At 68.9% G+C, this 17,818-nt stretch carries 16 protein-coding genes and 1 pseudogene; 11 read left to right on the forward strand and 6 right to left on the reverse strand.

Annotation, left to right across the window (positions count from 1 at the left end; translation table 11 throughout):
• The first annotated feature begins 108 nt into the window (after window positions 1–108).
• Window positions 109–2,661, forward strand: coding sequence for a DUF4118 domain-containing protein (locus GA0074694_RS10050; RefSeq protein WP_091455981.1), 2,553 nt, complete (start codon window positions 109–111; stop codon window positions 2,659–2,661).
• A complete protein-coding gene (locus tag GA0074694_RS10055; RefSeq protein ID WP_091455985.1) occupies window positions 2,658–3,347 on the forward strand; it encodes a response regulator in 690 nt (229 codons plus the stop codon). Before GA0074694_RS10050 ends, GA0074694_RS10055 begins: the two co-directional genes overlap by 4 nt.
• A gap of 81 nt (window positions 3,348–3,428) precedes the next feature.
• Here GA0074694_RS10055 and GA0074694_RS10060 read toward each other — a convergent pair whose 3' ends face one another.
• The 3 genes from GA0074694_RS10060 to GA0074694_RS10075 form a co-directional block, all read right to left on the reverse strand.
• Window positions 3,429–4,658, reverse strand: coding sequence for an IS110 family RNA-guided transposase (locus tag GA0074694_RS10060; RefSeq protein WP_091455990.1), 1,230 nt, complete (start codon window positions 4,656–4,658; stop codon window positions 3,429–3,431).
• A gap of 784 nt (window positions 4,659–5,442) precedes the next feature.
• Window positions 5,443–5,646 (reverse strand): cold-shock protein, encoded by a 204-nt coding sequence (locus GA0074694_RS10070; RefSeq protein WP_088983346.1) that lies wholly within the window; start codon window positions 5,644–5,646, stop codon window positions 5,443–5,445.
• 438 nt (window positions 5,647–6,084) lie between these two features.
• On the reverse strand, window positions 6,085–6,405 hold the full coding sequence (locus GA0074694_RS10075; protein ID WP_091455994.1) for a MerR family transcriptional regulator: 321 nt from the start codon (window positions 6,403–6,405) through the stop codon (window positions 6,085–6,087).
• An 855-nt stretch (window positions 6,406–7,260) separates the two neighbouring features.
• On the opposite strand from GA0074694_RS10075, the gene GA0074694_RS10080 reads away from it, so the two are divergent.
• Together GA0074694_RS10080 and GA0074694_RS10085 are read left to right on the forward strand one after the other, a co-directional pair.
• On the forward strand, window positions 7,261–7,494 hold the full coding sequence (locus GA0074694_RS10080; RefSeq protein ID WP_141714024.1) for a hypothetical protein: 234 nt from the start codon (window positions 7,261–7,263) through the stop codon (window positions 7,492–7,494).
• A gap of 482 nt (window positions 7,495–7,976) precedes the next feature.
• On the forward strand, window positions 7,977–8,279 hold the full coding sequence (locus GA0074694_RS10085; RefSeq protein WP_091456001.1) for a DUF4193 domain-containing protein: 303 nt from the start codon (window positions 7,977–7,979) through the stop codon (window positions 8,277–8,279).
• Between the two features lie 10 nt (window positions 8,280–8,289).
• On the opposite strand, the gene GA0074694_RS10090 is transcribed toward GA0074694_RS10085, so the two are convergent.
• Window positions 8,290–8,508: a hypothetical protein gene (locus tag GA0074694_RS10090; RefSeq protein WP_091458926.1), complete on the reverse strand. Its 219-nt coding sequence runs from the start codon at window positions 8,506–8,508 to the stop codon at window positions 8,290–8,292.
• 285 nt (window positions 8,509–8,793) lie between these two features.
• Between GA0074694_RS10090 and GA0074694_RS10095 the strand changes: the two genes are divergently transcribed.
• The 7 genes and pseudogenes from GA0074694_RS10095 to GA0074694_RS10120 all read left to right on the forward strand — a co-directional run bounded on the left by GA0074694_RS10095 (window position 8,794) and on the right by GA0074694_RS10120 (window position 14,397).
• Window positions 8,794–8,973, forward strand: coding sequence for a hypothetical protein (locus tag GA0074694_RS10095; protein WP_091456004.1), 180 nt, complete (start codon window positions 8,794–8,796; stop codon window positions 8,971–8,973).
• Between the two features lie 554 nt (window positions 8,974–9,527).
• A complete protein-coding gene (locus GA0074694_RS10100; protein WP_091456008.1) occupies window positions 9,528–10,955 on the forward strand; it encodes a DEAD/DEAH box helicase in 1,428 nt (475 codons plus the stop codon).
• A 192-nt stretch (window positions 10,956–11,147) separates the two neighbouring features.
• On the forward strand, window positions 11,148–11,351 hold the full coding sequence (locus tag GA0074694_RS10105; protein ID WP_091456013.1) for a cold-shock protein: 204 nt from the start codon (window positions 11,148–11,150) through the stop codon (window positions 11,349–11,351).
• 74 nt (window positions 11,352–11,425) lie between these two features.
• Window positions 11,426–12,133 (forward strand): annotated as a pseudogene (locus GA0074694_RS32200) (class I SAM-dependent methyltransferase); the annotation flags it as partial.
• Between the two features lie 78 nt (window positions 12,134–12,211).
• Window positions 12,212–12,490, forward strand: a complete 279-nt coding sequence (locus GA0074694_RS33900; RefSeq protein ID WP_218105704.1) for a calcium-binding protein — start codon at window positions 12,212–12,214, stop codon at window positions 12,488–12,490.
• A 6-nt stretch (window positions 12,491–12,496) separates the two neighbouring features.
• Window positions 12,497–13,648, forward strand: a complete 1,152-nt coding sequence (locus GA0074694_RS10115; RefSeq protein ID WP_091456020.1) for a hypothetical protein — start codon at window positions 12,497–12,499, stop codon at window positions 13,646–13,648.
• A 269-nt stretch (window positions 13,649–13,917) separates the two neighbouring features.
• Window positions 13,918–14,397, forward strand: a complete 480-nt coding sequence (locus GA0074694_RS10120; protein ID WP_245714623.1) for a hypothetical protein — start codon at window positions 13,918–13,920, stop codon at window positions 14,395–14,397.
• Between the two features lie 238 nt (window positions 14,398–14,635).
• Here GA0074694_RS10120 and GA0074694_RS10125 read toward each other — a convergent pair whose 3' ends face one another.
• On the reverse strand, window positions 14,636–16,123 hold the full coding sequence (locus GA0074694_RS10125) for an NF041680 family putative transposase (RefSeq protein WP_091455223.1): 1,488 nt from the start codon (window positions 16,121–16,123) through the stop codon (window positions 14,636–14,638).
• A gap of 107 nt (window positions 16,124–16,230) precedes the next feature.
• Complete coding sequence (gene ltrA / locus GA0074694_RS10130; protein ID WP_091456023.1) at window positions 16,231–17,643, reverse strand: group II intron reverse transcriptase/maturase; 1,413 nt, start codon at window positions 17,641–17,643, stop codon at window positions 16,231–16,233.
• Between the last annotated feature and the right edge of the window lie 175 nt (window positions 17,644–17,818).

The raw sequence follows: 17,818 nt of genomic DNA on the forward strand, positions 1-17,818 counted from the left end.
GTCGAGGGCCGCCCCTGCCCGGTGCCCCTCCCATCGGACAGCCCTGCCGGACGAAGCCCCTGCCCGGACTGCTTCACCAGCGGCCCCCACTCAGGAAGGATCTACTGCGTGTCGCGCGGAGAACTTCGCATCTACCTGGGGGCCGCCCCCGGCGTGGGCAAGACCTACGCCATGCTGGAGGAAGCCCACCGCCGGGCCGAACGCGGCACCGACGTGGTGATCGGCTTCGTCGAGACCCACGGCCGCAAACACACCGCCGCGATGATCGGCGACCTCGAGCAGGTGCCCCGGCGCACGATCACCTACCGGGGCGCCGAGTTCACCGAGATGAACCTCGACGCCGTGCTCGCCCGCCGGCCCGAGGTGGCCGTCGTGGACGAACTGGCCCACACCAACGTCCCCGGATCTCGCAACGACAAGCGGTGGCAGGACGTCCAGGAGTTGCTCGACGCCGGCATCATCGTGCTGTCCACGGTCAACATCCAGCACCTCGAGTCGCTCAACGACGTCGTCGCGCAGATCACCGGCACCACCCAGCGGGAGACCGTGCCCGATGAGGCCGTCCGTGCCGCCGAACAGGTCGAACTCGTCGACATGACCCCCGAGGCGCTGCGCCGCCGGATGGCCCACGGCAACATCTACCGCCCCGACAAGATCGACGCCGCGCTCGGCAACTACTTCCGGGTCGGCAACCTCACCGCGCTGCGCGAACTGGCCCTGCTCTGGCTCGCCGACAAGGTCGACGATCAGCTCGACCGGTACCGCGCCCAGCAGGGCATCTTGGCCACCTGGGAGGCCCGGGAGCGGGTCGTCGTCGCGCTCACCGGCGGCCCGGAGGGTGAGACCCTCGTCCGCCGGGCGGCCCGGATCGCCGCCCGCAGCAAGGGCGCCGACCTGCTCGCCGTGCACGTCGCCCGCAGCGACGGACTCGCCGGCGCCGACCCGGCCCAGCTCGCCCGCCAGCAGGTGCTCGTGGAGAGCCTCGGCGGCACCTACCACCAGGTGCTCGGCACGGACGTCCCCGCCGGGCTGCTGGACTTCGCCCGAGGTGTCAACGCCACCCAACTCGTCCTCGGCGCCAGCCGTCGCGGCCGGTTCGCGCAGATCTTCTCCCGAGGTGTCGGAGTCACCACCACGGCACTGTCCGGGCCGATCGACGTACACCTGGTCACCCACGCCGAGGCCGGTCAGGGCCGGCGGGTCACCGGTGTGCCGGCGGCGCTGTCCCGGCGGCGTCGCCTGCTGGGGTTCGCGCTCGCCGGGCTGGGCATGCCGCTGCTCACTCTGGCGCTGTGGGCGCTACCGGACATCACCCTGACCAACGACATCCTGATCTTCCTGGCCGCCGTGGTCGGGGTGGCGCTGGTCGGCGGCCTGTGGCCGGCCCTGGTCGCCGCGCTGGGCGGCTCCCTGCTGCTGAACTGGTTCTTCACCCCGCCCTACTACACGCTGACCATCGCCGAGGCGGACAACCTGCTCGCCCTCGGCGTCTTCGTCGGCGTCGCTCTCGCGGTCAGCTGGGTCGTCGACGTGGCCGCCCGGCGTACCCGCGAGGCGGCCCGCGCCTCCGCCGACGCGCAGACCCTGGCCACCGTTGCCGGCGGCGTGCTGCGCGGGGAGCGTCCGCTTCCCGCGCTGCTGGACCGGCTGCGGGAAACGTTCGGCCTGCGCGCGGTCAGCGTGCTGGAACTGGCCGCCGAGGCCGAGGGTCGCCCCGCCCGTGCCCGGGAGGAGAGCGCCTGGCGCGTCGTGGCCAGCGTCGGAGACGCTCCACCCTGCAGTCCCAGCGCGGGGGAGACCGCTGTACCCGTGGACGACCGGCTCACCGTCGTGCTGTCCGGCCGGCGACTGGAGGCCGCCGACCGGCGGGTGGTCGAGGCGTTCGCCGCGCAGGCCGCCGTCGCGCTGCGCCAGGAACGCCTCGCCGAGGAGGCCGCCACCGCCCGACCCCTCGCGGAGGCCGACCGGATGCGCACCGCGCTGCTCGCCGCCGTCAGCCACGACCTGCGTACCCCTCTGGCGTCGGCGAAGGCCGCGGTGAGCAGCCTGCGCAGCCACGACGTCGAGTTCGACGCCGACGACCACGAGGAGTTGCTCGCAACCGCCGACGAATCCCTGGACCGGCTGGGCCGGCTGGTGGCGAACCTGCTGGACATGAGCCGGTTGCAGGCCGGCGCGTTGGGCGTCACCGCGACGGCGATCGGGCTGGAGGACGCCGTACCCCGCGCTCTCGACGAGCTGGGGCCGGCGGCGGCCGAGGTCACCACCGACATCCCCGCCGACCTGCCCGCCGCCAGCGCCGATCCGGGCCTGCTGGAACGGGTCCTGGTCAACATCGTCGCCAACGCCCTGCGGCACAGCCCGCCCGGGCAACCGCCGACCGTCACCGCCAGCGCCCACGGCGGGCAGGTGGAGCTGCGGATCATCGACACCGGACCGGGCATTCCCGAGGACCAGTGGGAGCACGTCTTCCTGCCGTTCCAGCGCCTCGGCGACCGGGACAACACCACCGGCGTCGGCCTCGGACTGGCCCTGTCCCGTGGCCTCGCCGAGGCGATGGGCGGCAGCATCACCCCGGAGACCACCCCCGGTGGCGGGCTGACCATGGTGCTGCGGCTGCCGGCCGCCGCCCCGACCGGCATGGAAGGTCCGCAGGAATGACCCGCATCCTGGTTGTCGACGACGAGCCGCAGATCCTGCGCGCCCTGCGGATCAACCTGCGCGCCCGCGGCTACGACGTCGAGGTCGCCGCCACCGGCACGGCCGCCCTCAAGGCCGCCGCCAGCCATCCGTCGGACCTGGTGGTCCTCGACCTGGGCCTGCCCGACCTCGACGGCGTCGACGTCATCCGGGGACTACGCGGCTGGACCACCGTGCCGATCATCGTCCTCTCCGGCCGCGCCGGCAGCGCCGACAAGGTCGCCGCGCTCGACGCAGGCGCCGACGACTACGTCACCAAACCCTTCGGCATCGACGAACTCCTCGCCCGCATCCGCGCGGTCACCCGACGGCTCACCGCCACAGCCGACACGGGACCCCCGGCCGCCACGCACCGGCTCGGCCGGCACACCGTCGACCTCGCCGACCACACCGTCACCCGCGACGACGGCACCGCGGTCAAGCTCACCCCCACCCAGTGGAGAATGCTCGAGCTGCTGCTCCGCCACCCCGGCAAACTCGTCAGCCAACGCCAGCTCCTGCATGACGTGTGGGGCCCGGAATACCAGCACGAGACCAACTACCTGCGCCAGTACATGGCACAGCTACGGCGCAAACTCGAAGACGACCCCGCCCGCCCGCAGCACCTCATCACCGAACCCGGCATGGGCTACCGCTACCGGCCCTGACCCCCTTCCCTCCCTCAGGCTCACCCGGCTCGTCCCGCCATGACCCGGGCGGTCACGAAAGACATCCCAGGAGCTTGAATGTCAAGCAGCGGCCTCGATGAGGTGATGCGACCAGGCGGTTGCCTCGTCGTCCGGGGTGCCGGTTTTGAGGCATCCGTGCAGGATGCCGACGAGCCGGTTGGCGGGCTGCCGCAGCGCGGCGTTGTAGCTGGCACCGCGGGCGCGTTGCCGGTCGTAGTAGGCGCGAGCGCCGGGCGAGTTGCGCAGCGACGCGAACGCCTGTGTCATCAGGGCGTCGACGAGCCGGTCGTTGTGCACGAACCGGGCCGCGACGGTCTTCTTCTTCCCGGAGGCCCGGGTGATCGGGCTTGTCGCGGCGTAGTTCTTGCGGGCCTTCGCGGTGGCGTAGCGGGCGTGGTCGTCACCGAACTCGGCGAGCACCCGGGCGCCGAGAACCGGCCCCAGTCCGGGCTGAGACAGGATGATCTCAGCGTCCGGGTACCGGCCAAAATGGGCCTCCACCTGCCCTTTCAGGGCCTTGACCTGCTCGTTGAGGGTGACCAGCAACGCGACCAGAGCACGCACCGAAACGGCGTACGCGGCGGCGACCACCGCGGACTGACCGAGATGCTCGCCGCGCAGTACGGCCTGGATCGCCGTAGCCTTGGCCTCGACGTCACGCCGGCGGGCCCGTTTGAGGGCCGCGCTGATCTGGTTGATGCTCAGCCGGGCAGCGCTTGCCGGGTCGGGGGCTTTGGCGAGCAGTTCCAGGGTGTCGGCGGCGTCGAGGTCCTCGAACGCGTTCAGCGCGGCCGGGAAGTACTCCCGCAGCGCATGCCGCAGTCGCTGCACCGCGCGGGTGCGTTCCCAGATCAGCGTCTTGTGCATCCGGGTGACTACCTTGACCGCCTCCGCGTCAGCGCTGTCGCCGGCCATCGGGCGCAGCTGGTGCGAGTCGGTGCGCACCATGTCGGCCAGCATGTGCGCGTCCGCCGCATCACTCTTGGCCCCGGACACCGCCAGCCGTTCCCGGCAACGGGCCGCCCGCAACGGATTCACCGCGTACACCGTGTACCCGGCCGCGACCAGCGCCCGCACCCAAGGACCCCGATCGGTCTCGATACCGATCTTCACCAGCGCGGCGTCCTCGGCGTCGATGTCGTCGCCGAGCGCTTGACCGATCATCGCGTGCAGCCGTGTCATACCCGCCATGCCCTCCAGCAGCCGAGCTCTCGCCAGCCGGCGCCCGGAGGCGTCCATCAACTCAACGTCGTGGTGGTCCTCCGCCCAGTCATCACCTATGAACAGCACCGCGTTTCCCGCCTGTCGAACCGATCACTACCGGTAGCCAGGAGGAGAACCATCAGCGACCTAATGAAGCAGTGCTCACGCCGCAAAAGGGCGGGCACGACATCCCATCAGCGATCAACTCTCCACACCGACCAGCCGGGGCACGATCTTTCGTCAGGACTCGACGTCCAGGACCAACGAGTGCTCATCGACTGGCGGCTAGACACGGACTCTTCGATGCGCCCACGGCAAAAGGATCGCCCGCGACCGCGATCCGAACCCCGATCTAGAGACTCCGACCGGCCCTGACCTGTCCTGCCCTGGCATCGGCCCACTCACAGGCTCGCAGGTTCGCATCGCTGGCCTGTTCGGCGGCGGCCTGCATACCACCACTGATGACGGCTGGACCCTCGACGTCGTCGCACCGGACTGGCCCCACCACCGCGTGCTGCTGTCCGACGACGGCGGCCTCTGCCGAGGCCCTGCTGGCGAGCACTGGTGGCACATCTTCCATGCGAACTACTCCGAGCTGCGCGCCGCAGGATTCTCTCCCTCCGGGCACACCCTCGTCATCGCCACCAGCAGCGACATCACATTCTTCGTCCGACCAGCAGCGGAGCCCTCGAAGTAGTCGTCACGGTCAGCGACCACGGGAAGGACCGCAGGCAGGAATACGAGACAGTTGGATTACATGACCCTGTCAGTCGGGCACGCCTGAAATCGGCGTGCAGGTCCCGGTAGGCGTAGGGGAACGCCGAACGGCGGCCCGCTGAACCAGTCGGGCCGCCGTTCGCGAAGTTGCGGATCAGAGCGAGCGGATGTTCTCCGCCTGCAGGCCCCTCTGGCCCTGGGTGATGTCGAACTCCACCCGCTGGTTCTCATCGAGGCTGCGGAAACCGCTCGCCGAGATCCCGGAGAAGTGGGCGAAGACGTCGGCGCCGCCGCCGTCCTGGGCGATGAAACCGAAGCCCTTGTCGCCGTTGAACCACTTCACGGTACCTGTAGCCATGTCTGCTCCTTCGTAGGCTGTTAGAGACCGCACTGCGCGGACCCTATGCCACCGCGTTGATCACCCGCGCCGGAACCGACACGACAAACGAAAAAAGCGCCTGGATGGGTTTCAGATAACCCCATCAGGCGCCGAAAACGTCTAAGGAAATCAAAACTGCAACTGGGCAACCGTAGCACAGATTACGGCAGTTCGGGCCAGCACCCTGATGCGTGGTCCCTGTCACAGCATCAGCCCGGTACCCGGAGTCCCGCTGCCGGCTCATCGGTTCGACCGGCGTTGTCCGGTGTGCTGGCCACGGGTTGCTGTGTCAGCACCGCGTCGCGCGCCCGCCTCGATGGGCTGCCAAGAAACTCCCCCTTGCAGGCGGGCGGGCGGGGGGATCCGGGTACGACAAACGGTCCCCCTCAAAGGTGGAGAAGGACCGTGAGGCGTGGGTCAGGCGGCACCGGCTTGCTGGCGGCGCTGGTGGTTCCGGTTGTGCTGGAGGGCTTCCTCGAGCTGGTCTTCGAGGATGATGATCCGGCAGGCGGCTTCGAGGGCGGTGCCGTGGTCGACCATCTCCCGGGCTCGTGCGGCCAGGCGTAGCTGGTAGCGGGAGTAGCGGCGGTGTCCGCCGGCCGAGCGGAACGGGGTGAACAGTTTCGCCTCGTCGAGGCGGCGCAGGAAGTCCTGCGAGGCGCCCACGATCTCCGCGGCGCGACCCATCGTGTAGGCGGGGTAGTCATCGTCGTTGAGCATGTCGTCGGGTTGGGCCATACATACCTCTCCGTGACGAGGGCCCCGGCGCGGGAAGCGCCGGGGCCCGGGGTTACGGGTTGAATACACCATCTACCGACAGGTTCGTCGGGTTCTCGTTTCCACACCGTGCCGCTATCAGCGGCATGGGGTGCGAGGACCGCGTAAGCGTGACCGGAGACCACCTCACATTCGGTGGGACTACGGTGTCCACCGCAGAACTGCAACTACGTCCTGACGGCGGGCGATCCAACGGCGTCCAGCCCTCCCTTTCCTCTACTTTCATTACCAGTGGTGCTACCCGCCGGTGTCGGAGCCCCACGCAACTTCACGGCCCCGCACACGTGCGGCGGATCTTTCCTGCATCAGGCGGAGCCACGAACCTGCATCGGCCCTGCCTGCGGCTGCCTTGACCTGGAGTTACGTCAAGGTCTTCACGTGCACTTACCTTGCCCTGCTCGTGCGGTGATGCGGTTCCACCGCAGTTGCCGAGCGAGCCACGAAGGTTCCGGGCTCTGCTTGAAGCTCGGCGTGTTCCGTCGGCGTTCTTACCCGATCTCTGTCGTCAACGGAGGCAACACTACCCAGCCCCACCGATAATGTCTAGTCGCCGGAGACCAGATTTTCTCGGTGGCTGCCCGAGGCTTCAGGACGCATCGGCGGCTGGTCGGACGGTGGCTGCCGCGCTGGACCTGCTGACCGAACCCGCCCGGCTTTCCGCACCGCGTCCGGGTTCCGCGTTTGATCTGGCGCGCGTCGGCCTGAGGCGCAGTACTAAGATCCCGGCGTCACGCAGTTCGCCGAGCTTCCGGAGCAGCCTGCGTCCGCCGGCTGGCGATGGTCCGCAGGAAGCCCCACGAATCCAGGGAGATACCGATGTCGGAGCCTGAGCCCGTTCAGGACGCCCACGCCGAGGATGTCGACACGACAACCACGGCCGAGACCGAGACCGAGACCGAGACCGACGAGCCTGCCGTTTACGAAAATCGGGCTGCCCGACGCGGGAAGGGCAAGGTCGCCTTGCCTCAACACCATGGAAAGGGTCAGCGCCTCGACGGCCGGGGCTCGGTCCAGAGCCCGCGCCAGTGGGGCAACCGCCGAAGCGGCTGATCCGCGGATGCTTTGATATCGGGCCTGATGGGTCGGTGCTCGTTGTAATGCGTGACGTATTCGGCCAGGGTCGTCAGCAAGTGCCGGGGGTGATCCGTCGAGGCACTCGTGCCGTACCGTGCGCACCCGTCTCTCCGCGTACGCGTTGGCCTCGACGCTTGCGGCGGGGTACGCAGGATGTCGATGCCTTCGGAGGCAAGAACGCGGGCGCGCACTTCGCGTCGCGGTCACGGATTGCCTCTTCGTGAGGGCGACAGACGGCAACGACCGGTCCGGGACATCGTCTCACGGTGCCTGTCGGGGGCCGGCCAGGCCATGGCCGGGGGAGTGGGGAGTCATTCTCCGCCGGGATGGCGATCCCTGCCTATGGCGCCCCTCGCATCCAAGGGCGAGCGCTACCCTTCCACCGCTCGCTTGAGCGCCACGACATGGGCCGCGTACCGACGCGACACCCGTGAACCAAAGCCGGAGAGGCCATCACGATGACCAAGCCCATCGATTACGACGCACCGCGCCGACCGGCCGTTGACGCTGAAGACGACAGCCTGGAGGAACTCAAGGCGCGCGGCGCGGCGCCGCAGTCAGCAAGTGTCGACCTCGACGAGGCCGAGGCCGCCGAGAACTTCGAGCTGCCCGGTGCGGACCTGTCCGGCGAGGAACTGACCGTGGCGGTCGTGCCAATGCAGCCGGACGAGTTTCGATGCGCGCGCTGCTACCTGGTGCACCACCGCAGCCAGCTCGCCGCGCAGGCCGACGGCCGGGACGTCTGCCAGGAGTGCTCCTGACGTCCCACTGTCAGGCCATCATCTCCCGCCACTCCGGACGCCCACCCAGCCATGCGCCGGCGAGGATCTCCGCAGACGCCCGACCCGGACAGGGGTGGAGCTTCGACCGACCTGCGATGCCGCCGGTCTGCGCCTCTACCTCCCATCGCTGGCCGTCGGTGCGGATGTAGACGTCGCGACGTCCCCGCGGACTCCGGTCCCCGTTCCACCAGTGACGCTCGATTCTCATCTGCTGACCGTATAGCACGTTTGCGGAAAGACGAACCATGATGATCTTGGGAAGACGGTCATGTGATCGGGAGACCGCGAATTGTGGACGAGAGTTGAGAGACCTGACCGGGCTGGCACAGGACGCATCCGCGGAGCGCCGCCTTCGCGACGCCGCGCGTATGTCCTTCGCAGCGGATGTCCGGCGAGCGCATCCACGGACCGATCGAAGCGATTCAACAGCGCGCCGACGGCGACCACGTTCCGTCACCGACGCCGAGACGGGCGGCGTCTACACCGTGCGCTGTTGCACTGGAGCGGCCACCCCGACCGGGTCACGATGGGTGCGGCGGTCGCGGGTCGCGGCAACACCCTCGACGGGGACACGTTGATCGGGATGGCCGACGCGACAACATGCGTGGGCAAGGCCGAGTGGCGGTGCACCGCCACCGCCCGATCTGGTGGTCCCGTCGTGGAGACGTGCTGATCCACCTGCACAGGACGTCGGTACCTGCGGCGCGTTGAACCGATACGGGTGGTGGCCCTTACCGACTGGGCTCCGTTGCGTCGTGATGCCTGACGAGTCGTTGGCTTCCGGTCGGCGTCACCTCGACACGGAACGGGGTGCGCAGGCGGGTCATCGCAGCCGAACCTACGTCGACGGCAGGGGTGTGGTCGAAAGCCGCATTTGCTCCCGGTGCTTGACGGAACAAATTCGAGTCATGCGCGGTTACATCAGTCAAGAGCTGCTCCAAGTTTGCGCGCCAACGCGCGACCCACCCGCTCACACATGCAAGCCGGGTGCCGAGAATGAGCGGGGCGGATCCGGCCGCTCGCCGGGGGCGTTGCATCCGTTTCGCTCGGCCTGTCGAACCCTAACCCAGAAAGCCATCGTGTACGGCCTGGGCCGGGGTGCGGGTAGATTGATCAACCAGTCCGCCGGTTTTCCGACCACGGCCTGCCTCTGATGTCGACCACCACGCGCCGCGACCAATCGGTCAGCGCCGTGCAGGGCGACCCCTTTCACGTTCGGAGACTCCCATGGTGGCACGCCGCCCCAGCAAGACACCCCTTGTCACATCCACCTCCTTCGCCGACCTTGGCGTGCCCGGTTACCTGGTCGCCGCGCTCGAGCAGGTGGGCATCAGCACGCCATTCCCGATCCAGGCCGCGACGCTCCCGGATTCACTCGCCGGACGCGACGTGCTGGGTCGTGGCAGGACGGGATCGGGCAAGACATACGCCTTCGCTCTCCCGGTCCTCGCCCGGCTCTCGGCCGCCACGTCTCCGCGGCTGCCCGGCCGCCCGCGCTCGCTCATTCTGGCGCCCACTCGCGAGTTGGCGACCCAGATCGAAGCGACGATCGCACCGCTGGCCACCGCGCTGTCGCTGCGGACCCTGACGATCTTCGGTGGGGTGAACGCGCGGCCGCAGGTCGGTGCACTGCGTGCCGGGATCGATATCCTCATCGCCTGTCCCGGCCGGCTCGCCGACCACGTTTCGAACGGCCACGCGATCCTCGACGCCGTCGAGGTCACGGTGCTCGACGAGGCGGACCACATGGCCGACCTGGGCTTCCTGCCGGTCGTACGGCGACTCCTCGACAAGACACCGCCCCGCTCCCAGCGGCTGCTGTTCTCGGCGACGCTCGACGCGGGCGTCGACGTCCTCGTGCGGCGGTACCTCTCCAACCCAGTCACCCACAGCGTCGACTCCGCGATGTCCCCGGTCGCCGCGATGACCCACCACGTGCTCCGGGTGCGTGACGATGACCGGCTCCCCGTCCTGATCGACCTGACGGCCGCCCCGGGGCGAACGCTCGTATTCACCCGCACCAAGCGGGGCGCCAAGAAGCTGACCAGTCAACTGGTCGCCTCGGGCGTGCCCGCCGTGGAACTGCACGGCAACCTGGCGCAGAACGCCCGCACCCGCAATCTGGCGGCGTTCTCCGCCGGCGACGCCCGCACGCTCGTCGCGACCGACATCGCGGCGCGCGGAATCCACGTCGACGACGTAGCTCTCGTGATCCACGCCGACCCGCCCGCCGAGCACAAGGCATACCTGCACCGCTCGGGGCGGACCGCGCGTGCCGGAGCGAGCGGCACCGTCGTCACCCTGATGACCGACGACCAGGTCACCGACGTGCGCGACCTCACCCGCCAGGCCGGCATCAACCCGACGATCACCCGGCTTGGGCCCGGTGACTCGCTGCTCACCGAACTCGCCCCGGGTGAGCGTCGCTTCGTGACGCCTCCCGTAGCGACGACGGCGCCACATCACGGACGAGGCCACAGCGCCACGCGGCGCCCGAATCCGCGCACAACGACGGGCGGATCGACCGCCAGCGCAACACGCGGGAGAGGCTCGGAAAGTCGTCGGGCGAGCGCCGCGGAAACCACGTCAACGACACGGGGCGCGGCGGCGTTCTCTGCCGGCACGCGGGTTGGTAGCCGGCGCGGTCAGCGCTGACAGCGAAGACACCGCGCGGCGCGCCCGTGCTAGCCTCACCGGGTTGCAACCTTCGGTTTTTCGCATACTTTGCCAGCGCCTGGTGGGTATCTAACCCGCCAGGCGCTTTTTGTCCTGCCGGTTCTTCCGGACCAGCAGCGGCGGCAACCGAGGGCCCGTACCTGGCTCCATCCGCTACTCAAAGGAGAAGACATGGCACTCGGCACAGTCAAGTGGTTCAACGCGGACAAGGGCTTCGGCTTCATCGCACAGGATGGTGGCGGCGCTGACGTCTTCGCCCACTTCTCGGCCATCTCATCGAGCGGGTTCCGCAGCCTGGAAGAGAACCAGCGGGTCGAGTTCGACGTCGAGCAGGGCCAGAAGGGCCTTCAGGCCGCCAACATCCGCCTGGTCTGACGTTGACTCCGCCAAGCCGTGGGCGACGAGCCTCGCCCGTCGCCACGGCGGTGGCTGAGAAAACGGACCGGCGAATGCCGGTCCGTTCCGACACCGCGGTCCTTCCCGGCCTCAAACCGCTGGTGTTGCAAGCGCTGTCCGCCCCCGAGTACGCGGCCGGGACCGCCAGCATCGACCGGCTCCGGCTGGCCCCGGTGCCGCTGGTGCCGGAGCTGCGACTGGTCATGGCCGAGGACGCGATCGTCCTCTGGGCACGACTCGAAGCCGAGGCGGGCCACGTCCTCCCGCCGCCGTTCTGGGCGTCGGCCTGGACCGGCGGGCAGGGTCTCGCGCGTTACATCCTCGATCACCCGGACACCGTGGCCGGTTGCCATGTCCTCGACGTCGCATCCGGCTCCGGACTGGTCGCTATCGCCGCGGCGATAGCTGGCGCCGCCGGGGTCACCGCCAACGACATCGACCCCTACTCGATCGCGGCAATCAACGCCAACGCCCACGCCAACGGCGTCGAGTTGACCCTGTCGTCGAGTGACCTGCTTGACGGCGACGTTGACGGCGTGGATGTGGTGTTGGCCGGTGACGCGCTCTACCACCCGTCTGTGGCGGCCCGGATGCTGCCGTTCCTCGCCCGCGTCGTGGCGAAGGGCGCTCGGGTCCTTGTTGGCGATCCGGACCGGGGCCACCTGGCCCATGACTGGCTGGAGTGGGTGGCGACGTACGAGGTGCCGATGAGCGGCGCTCCGGAAGACGCGCAGCTTCACCTGACGAGCGTGCTCAAGCCACGACGCGACAAGGTGGACGACCGGCGGGGCCGGGCCACACGCACCACTGCATCGAAGGGCAACGCCGCGCTGGAGGCGATGATCGAGGAAGCCACCGTCGACGCGTACGGCGGCGACGAGCAGCTCACCGGCCTGTTCACCATGATCGAAGAGCACCTGGCGGTGCCGTTCACCACCACCGTCCTCGGTGTCGAGGTCAGCGTGTACAAGATTGACCTGACCGCGGACAGCATCGTCGCGGTCTGCGCCCGAGGCTGCCACCGACAGAGGATCGACCTCCTCGACCTGCCGCTCCCCACCCCCGCGCCGGACGGCACCGCGTGGATCGACGCCTACCGGCACTGGGCCGGAAGGTAGGCCGCGATGAGCGAGTACCAGTACTACGAATTCACCGCCGTCGACCGGCCCCTCACCGGCCGAGACCAGGCCGACCTGCGGTCGCTGTCGACCCGCGCCGACATCACCGCCACCAGCTTCGTGAACACCTACGAGTGGGGCAACTTCAAGGGCGACCCGCGCACGCTGATGGAACGGTACTTCGACGCGCACCTGTACCTGGCGAACTGGGGCACCCACCAGCTCATGCTGCGGCTACCGAAACACCTGCTCGACCCCGTAACCGTCGCCCAGTACTGCCAGAGTGGCAGCGCATCCGCTTGGACCGCCGGCAAGCACGTCATCATCGACCTCCACGACGAGGACGAGGACGGCGTCGACGAGTGGGACCTCGACGGCCACGGCCTGCTCACCTCGATCATCCCGGTCCGGGCCAGCCTTGCCGCCGGCGACCTGCGCCTGCTGTACCTGGCCTGGCTCCGCTGCATACAGTCCGAGGAGATCGCCGACGACGAGGCCGAACCGCCCGTCCCAGCCGGACTGGGCACCCTCGACGAGTCCCTCACCGCCGTCGCCGAGTTCCTGCGCGTCGACTCCGATCTGATCGCGGCTGCGGCGGCCGGGTCGTCACCGGTCGCCTCCGGTGAACCGACCGCTGCGAAACTACGCACCTGGGTCGTCGGGCTGCCCGCCCGGGACAAGGACGCGATCCTGACCGACCTGATCACCGGCGGCGACAGCCACCTACGCAGCCGACTGCTGCGCCGCTACCGCGACGCGCATCCCACCGACGCGTCCACCCCGACGGCCGCTCGTACCGCCGGGCAACTGCTCGCCACCGCCGCGGAGTTGCGCGCCGAGCGGGATCGACAGGACGCCGAGCAGCGCGAACGCGAGCGGGTTCGCCGCGAACGGTCCGCCGCAGCAGCCCGGCAACGGCACCTCGACACTCTCGCGGTCGACCAACCCGCCGCATGGCAGCGGGTCGACGAACTCATCGCCACGAAAAAACCCCGCGAGTACGACACCGCAGTTCAACTCCTCATCGAGCTGCGCGACCTCGCCGAACGCGACGGAGACAGCGGGCTGTTCCAACAGCGGCTGGCCGACCTACGGGCGGCGCACGCCCGCAAGCCCAGCCTGCTCGAACGTCTCAACCTCGCAGGCCTCGACACCTGAACAGACTGGAGCGACCGCCGCCCACCCACACATGTCCCAGTTTTCTCGCGACGCGATCCACCACCACACCATCAAGTTGCAGCTATATCTGCCCCAGAGCCGCCCGGTCGTGCGGGTGCGAGGTCGGCTTTCGGTTTGCGGCGCGATCCGTGTTCGGAATGCGGTCACAGGTGTTCGGTTTGCGAGCCGTTGAGAGGCAGTCATCGTGCCCGCAGTGTGACGGCGGCCACCGTGGGGCTGCCCGCCGGGCACGCGCGTCCGGTGTCGCGATGATGGTGTGGGGTCGGCCGGACCGCTCGACCGTGCAGGTGTTGGCCATGGGGCCCGGTGAGCTGTCGCCGACGCTGAGGGACGCGGCCGAGCGGTCCCTCCGGTGGAACTCCCCGCAACGGCAGACCCGGCAGAACGCAAGCGATCCGCCCGCCCCGGTGTCCCTGGCCGACCTGGCGGTGGCCACCGAGCGGGGTGACCGCGCACTGGTCTTGTTCATTAACGACGTCGGCTACGCCACCTGCGACGTGGAGTCGCCGGGAACGGGCCGGGAGTCCGGAGGGGGCGCCACCGAGCCGTGGCCGCACGGTGATTGGCTGCCCGGGCCGGTGCAGCGGCTGCTGCTGACCTCCACCGAGTTCGACGGCGGGGACGTCAGCGTCAGCAGCCGGGTCAGCGGGCGTGTCCACCAGATAGTGCTCGACCACGGTGACGGCCACACCACAGCAGCCCGGTTTCCGGTGGCGCGTTCGGCCTGATGACGACCGGCGCTCGCCTCAGGGCTGGCAACGCCCCCGAACTGGTCAGCTACGACGTCCGCGGGGCAGAAATCGACAGGCGTCCTGTTCCAGGCTGAAGACGAACTGGAGTACTGCAATGCCAGCCAGGACGAAAAGCGGATCTACGGCAAACCGACCAGCGACTGCCGGCCCGCCGAGAAGTGGCGAGGGTAGCCACCGTCGGAGGCTGACCGCGGCTTCGGCGTTAGCTTGATCTTTAACCTGTGCGGCGCGGCCGGGGATTGGCCGATTTCTTCTTCGAAGAGGTTGTCTTCCTGGTCGCGTTGCTGGTGGCGATGTGGACGTCGTAGCGGCGGGTGGGATGGCGGTTGGGTCGTCCGGGTGGGCGGCCGGGTCCTGGTCGGGTGGGTTTCGGTGCACCGGCGGGACAGGGGCTGTTGGCGCGCAGGTGCCGAAATCCGCGGCGGACCCGGGCGGGGGTGAGCCGTTCGGGTGGGGCTGGTCGTTCCCAGGGGCGACGCAGGTCGGAGGCGAGGGGGCGGGCTAGCCGTAGCTGGGTGTAGGCGGCGATGATCAGCCAGGTCCAGCGGTCGGCGGCGTGCGGGTCGCGCAGTTTCGGCACGCACCAGCCGAGGGTCTGCTTGAGCAGCCGGAAGGTGTGTTCGATGTCGAAACGGCGTAGGAACGCCTGCCACAGCAGGTCGATCATGGTCGGGTCGGGGTTGTCGCCGCCGGACTGGTGGCCGAGGCCGGTGAACCACCACAGCCAGACCGGCTTCGCGGTCGCGCCGGAGGGCAGCCGTTGCACGTCCAGGCGGATGAGGGTGCCTTCCAGGATGGGCAGCTCAGGGCAGTCGGCCCAGGCGGCGCGGCGGGTCAGCCTGGGGTGCAGCCGGTGCCAGGCACGGGCGGTCGCGGTGCCGTAGAGGCGGGTCTCGGTCACGGTGGTGACGTCCGGGGTGCCCCAGCTGGCCGGGTCGCCGAAGATGAACTCGCTGCCATGCCGTGGTGGCCGACCGCACTTGGGGCCCGGTATCCATGGCCCCGGCGGGCGGCGCAGCACCCGGTCGGATCGCATCCGGGCCAGGACGCGTACCGGCAGGTCCCGTAGCAGCCAGGCCAGCCGGGCCGCGTCGTAGCCGGCATCCATCACCACCCAGACCGCCGGGTCACCAGGCTGCCAGTGCCCGGCGGTGATCAGTCGGTCCACCACCGCGCGCAGCTGCTCGGCGGTGACCGCGGCCAGCTCGGTGCCCGGGGCCAGCCGGACCGCGTCCAGCGGCGCGGTCCACGAACTGCGCCCGGACTCCAGGGCCACCACAAACGAGTACGGCCAGCCCGGCACACCGATGTGCTGGTCTTTGCCACGGCCGTAGGTGTGGCACAGGATCCGCTCCGGCACGGTGTGCGCTTCCGGCCGCAGCCAGCAGGTGACATCCACGGCCAGGACGATCCGCCCGTCGGCGGCCCGTGGCATCGGCATCGAGGCCACCACGGTCCGCAACCGTTCCACATCGATCCGACCGGCGCCAAGCGCGTCGTACAACGCGCCGTGACCTCGACGGTGCTCCGCCACCAGGGACAAGGCCGGCAGCGACCGTACCGGCCCGTCCGCGCACAACACCGCGTCGGCCAACTCGAACAGCGCATCAGCTCTGGCGCTCAGACAGCGATGCAGTTCCGTACGGAACGTCGCGAGGTCCCCAACCGCGCTTCCACGCGCGGCGTCATGCACACTGATCATCCCGCAGCCCTTGGTCCTGATCTTCTTCCCTAGACAAGAGGAATGATCGATCAAGGGCTGCGGCCATGATCGCCCGGGGGGCGATGCAACCGACCCCAGGTTAAAGATCAAGTTAGGCCGTGTGTCATAAGTGCCGTTCGAGGCGTCGGAGCCAGATGTCGATCATGCTGATGGGGGCGGTGGCTTCGTACCGCACGGCGAGCCGACCACGTCCAGTGATGCCGTTCGCGCAGCATGCGGATCAGCCTCCACCAGGTGAAGTTGTCCACGGTGCCGAAGGTGTTCTTCGCGACGGCGTGTCGGAAGTAGTTGGCCCAGCCATGCATGACCATGTTCAAGCTGGTCAGCACGTACTCCAGGTCCTGCTGCGACGTCTTGTGGGTCAGGGCACGGATCTTCGCCTTCACCGACCGCAAGGGTCGCTGGGCGACGAAGGTGTAGACGTACCACTTACTCGTTCCTCGCTTGCGGCGCCACTGGATGTGAAACCCCAGGAAGTCGAACCCTTCACTCATGTGCACGACCCTAGTTTTGGCTGGAGACAGCCGCAGACCGACGGGTCGTAGGACTTGACTGATCTCCTCGCGCAACACTTCGGCGTCTGGCTCGGTCCCGTGGACCAAGACCACGAAATCGTCCGCGTAGCGGACAATCCGCCAGTTCGGCAATCCCTTGAGGCGTCGTCGCCTCCGGCGATCCTGAGTCGACATCATCCCGCCCGGCTCCCAGGTCGCATGCATGTGCTCGTCGAGCACCGACAGCGCGATGTTGGCCAGCAGAGGCGAGATGATGCCGCCCTGCGGAGTCCCGGTGTGTGTGTCCTGATGTCCACCGAGTTCTGTGAGGACCCCGGCCTTCAGGAACGCTTTCACCAGGGACAGGATCCGCTTGTCCTTGATCCGCTTTCGGACACGGTCCATCACCGCGACGTGCTCGATCTCGTCGAAGCACGCGTGGATGTCCGCGTCCAGCACCCAGCGGTAACCCCGGGTCCCGAAGAAGTGGATCTCAGCGACGGCGTCCTGAGCCCGCCGGTTGGGCCGGAACCCGTAAGAGACCGGCTTGAAGTCGGCCTCGAAGATCGGTTCCAGCACCAGCTTCAACGCGGCCTGAACAACCCGGTCGGCGATCGTGGGAATCCCCAGCCGCCGTACCTTCCCCGACCCACCCGGCTTGGGAATCTTTCTCTCCCGCACCGGAAGCGGCCGGAACGTGCCCACCTTCAGCTGGGCCCGCAGATCGTCCAGGAACCCCGGAACACCGATCCGCTCTTCGACGTCGGCGACCGTGAGGCCGTCCACGCCGGCGGTTCGTGCTCCTTGATTGCCGGCGACCCGGTCAAATGCCATGATCAGCGTCGCCGGATCGTGCACGAGGTTGAACAAGTCGTCGAACCGGCGGCCACAGTCGGCCACCGCCCAACGGTGAAGTTTGGCCTGCATCTCCGATACCCGCCGGGACGGCCCTGACGAGCCCTGTTCCTGCGCGGCCCCGGTGTTCACCGAGGCATCTTTCGGCATTACAGCCTCCTCCCTTCGCAAATCCGCTGCCGCCCTTCCCCATGCACCGGGCTCTCCCCGGCTCGGAGTACTACGGCGGCTCCGCCCCGCTCGCCCCGTTCGGCAGTCGGTGTGCCTATCCCGGACAGTGAGCTGGCCGCCCACTCGTCCAGGAGCCGCAGACGGCGGTTCCCGT

Origin of the sequence: Micromonospora inyonensis (assembly GCF_900091415.1) — a bacterium.
GTDB classification, from domain to species: Bacteria; Actinomycetota; Actinomycetes; order Mycobacteriales; family Micromonosporaceae; genus Micromonospora; species Micromonospora inyonensis.